The organism is Stenotrophomonas sp. STEN240 (assembly GCF_056756175.1).
The window spans coordinates 1-3,112 of sequence record NZ_JBRRBO010000090.1; the positions used below are offsets into that span (position 1 = coordinate 1).

A 3,112-nucleotide genomic window follows, 5' to 3' on the forward strand; every position below is an offset into this window, starting at 1 on the left:
GAGCATGGCTCGGCACTACATGGCGGGGTTGCCGCTAGAGCCCCTGCCGAGCATGGCTAGGCACTACTCGATTGGCAGGCACAGGGTTTCTTTGACTTCTTCCATCACGATGTAGCTCTTGGATTCGCGCACGTGCGGCAAGGTCAACAAGGTGCTGCCCAACAGTTTGCGGTAGGAGGCCATTTCGTTGATGCGGGCCTTGAGCAGGTAGTCGAAATCGCCGGACATCAGATGGCATTCCAGTACGTTGGGCAGCTTCAACGCGGCACGGCGGAATTCCTCGAAGATGTCGCCGGATTTGTAGGCCAGGCTGATCTCCACGAACACCAGCAGGCTGGCCTTGACCGAAGACGGATCCAGCCGCGCGTAGTAGCCGGTGATCACCCCTTCGCGTTCCAGCCGGCGCACGCGCTCGGTGCAGGGCGTGGTCGACAGGCCAACGCGCTCGCCCAGCTCGGTGAAGGAGATGCGGCCCTCCTGCTGCAGGATGCGCAGGATCTTGCGGTCGATCTTGTCCAGTTCGCGGCTGCGGGTGGCCATGGCGGCTCTGCTTTTGATGAACGAAACAGGAAATTACCCTGATTCACCGCATCAATAAAGGTAAAAACACTGGTTCACCCTGAATATACTGCGCCGTTCCTAGCCCCTGCCATCCCGTGCGCAGGGAATGATGTGGTCCGGAGAATGAAAATGCGCGTTCTGGTGCTTGGCAGCGGTGTGATCGGCACGACCAGTGCCTGGTATCTACGGCAGGCCGGCTTTGATGTCACCGTGGTTGACCGGCAGCCTGGCCCGGCGCTGGAGACCAGCTTCGCCAATGCCGGCCAACTGTCGTTTGGCTACACCTCGCCGTGGGCCGCCCCGGGCGTACCGTTCAAGGCGATCAAGTGGCTGTTCGAAGAACATGCGCCGCTGGCGATCCGCCCGACTGCGGATATGGCCCAGTACCGCTGGCTGTGGCAGATGCTGCGCAACTGCACCTCCGCCCGCTATGCGGTCAACAAGGCGCGCATGGTGCGCGTGTCCGACTACAGCCGCGATTGCATCAACGAGCTGCGCGCGGCCACCGGCATCGATTACGAAGGCCGCCAGCTGGGCACCACCCAGTTGTTCCGCACCCAGCAGCAGCTGGATGCCGCCGCACAGGACATCGAAGTGCTGCGCGAATACGGCGTGCCCTATGAAGTGCTGGACCGCCAAGGCATCGCCCGGGTTGAGCCGGCGCTGGCAGGCAAGACCGAAATGCTGGTTGGCGCACTGCGCCTGCCCGAGGACCAGACCGGCGACTGCCAGCTGTTCACCAACAAGCTGGCCGCACTGGCCGAAGCGGCCGGGGTGGAGTTCCGCTTCGACCAGGACATCGCCTCGATCCAGTCCGATGGCGACCGCATCGCCGGCGTGCGCATCAACGGCAAGCTGGAAACCGCCGATCACTACGTGCTTGCACTGGGCAGTTATTCGCCGCAGTTGCTGGCACCGCTGGGCATGCAGCTGCCGGTGTATCCGCTGAAGGGTTATTCGCTGACCCTGCCGATCACCAATGCGGCGATGGCACCGAACTCGACCATCCTGGACGAGAGCTACAAGATCGCCATCACCCGCTTCGAAGACCGCATCCGCGTCGGCGGCATGGCTGAAGTTGCCGGTTTTGACCTGTCGCTGGAACCACGCCGCCGCGCCACGCTGGAAAAGGTGGTCAAGGATCTGTACCCGGATGGCGGTGATCTGAGCCAGGCCGCCTTCTGGACCGGCCTGCGCCCGGCCACGCCCGACGGCACCCCGGTGATCGGCGCAACGCCGTATCGCAATCTGTTCCTCAACACCGGCCACGGCACCCTGGGCTGGACCATGGCCGCCGGCTCCGGCCGTTACCTGGCCGACCTGATGAGCGGCAAGCAGCCGCAGATCAGCACCGAGGGGCTGGATATCTTCCGTTACGGCAAGGGGCAGCACTGATGCGCCCGGCACAGGCACTGATCGACCTGGACGCGCTGCGCCACAACTACCGGCTTGCGCGCCAGCTGGGCGGCGGCAAGGCGCTGGCGATCATCAAGGCCGACGCCTACGGCCACGGTGCGGTGAACTGCGCGCGCGCGCTGCAGGACGAGGCCGATGGTTTCGGCGTGGCCTGCATCGAGGAGGCATTGGAGCTGCGCCAGGCCGGCATTCGCGGCCCGATCCTGTTGATGGAAGGGTTCTTCGACGCGGCCGAGCTGCCATTGATCGTCGAGCACGATTTCTGGGTGGTGGTGGCGACGGCGTGGCAGCTGGAAGCGGTGGAAGCGTTCAAGACCGACGCCACGCTGCGTATCTGGTTGAAGCTGGACAGCGGCATGCACCGGCTGGGTTTGTCGATGGAGGAATTCCGCGACGCGCATGCACGCCTGACCGCGCTGCCGCAGGTCGGCCCGCTGGTGCTGATGACGCACCTGGCACGCGCTGACGAACTGGACAGCAACCGCACCCGCGAGCAGTTGGATGTTTTCGTACGTGCCACAGAGGGTTTGGCTGGCGAAACCAGCCTGTGCAATTCGCCAGCGCTATTGGGCTGGCCGGATGTGCGCAGCGATTGGGTGCGCCCGGGCCTGATGTTGTACGGCGCCGATCCGCTGTATCCGCAGCCCAGCCCGCACGCGGCGCAGCTGCGCCCGGTGATGACCCTGCAGTCGCGGGTCATCGCAGTGCGCGAACTCGCCGTCGGCGAGCCGCTGGGTTACGGCGCGCGTTTTGTTGCTGAAGTGCCGACGCGGGTGGGCGTGGTGGCGATGGGCTATGCCGATGGCTATCCGCAGTTCGCGCCCAATGGCACACCGGTATTGATTGATGGCGTGCCCGGGCGTTTGATCGGGCGTGTGTCGATGGACATGCTGACGGTGGACCTGAGCGACCATCCGCAGGCCGCACGCGGCAGCATCGTGCAGCTGTGGGGCAATGCACCAACGATCTCGGAGCTGGCACCGCGTTGCAATACCAGCGCGTACCGGCTGCCGTGCAGTCTCAAGCGCACCCCGCGGGTATATCTGTCGGAGTGAGCTGAGCTCCTGTAGTGGGGGGGGGCGGGGGGGCCGGGAGGAGGGACCCACGGACACAGCCGCCCACGGCGGGGGGCGCG

The 3,112-nt window shown here is 64.9% G+C and carries 3 protein-coding genes; 2 read left to right on the forward strand and 1 reads right to left on the reverse strand.

Annotated features, from left to right (window positions below; genetic code table 11):
* Positions 1–63: 63 nt before the first annotated feature.
* Positions 64–540, reverse strand: a complete 477-nt coding sequence (locus tag ACVOKO_RS19390) for a winged helix-turn-helix transcriptional regulator (protein WP_303747673.1) — start codon at positions 538–540, stop codon at positions 64–66.
* Between the two features lie 150 nt (positions 541–690).
* Between ACVOKO_RS19390 and ACVOKO_RS19395 the strand changes: the two genes are divergently transcribed.
* Both ACVOKO_RS19395 and alr read left to right on the forward strand, forming a co-directional pair.
* Positions 691–1,956, forward strand: a complete 1,266-nt coding sequence (locus ACVOKO_RS19395; protein WP_346501020.1) for a D-amino acid dehydrogenase — start codon at positions 691–693, stop codon at positions 1,954–1,956.
* Entirely contained in the window at positions 1,956–3,032 is a 1,077-nt protein-coding gene (gene alr / locus ACVOKO_RS19400; RefSeq protein WP_346501018.1) for an alanine racemase, read from the forward strand. The genes ACVOKO_RS19395 and alr overlap by 1 nt, the downstream gene beginning before the upstream one ends.
* Positions 3,033–3,112: the final 80 nt, after the last annotated feature.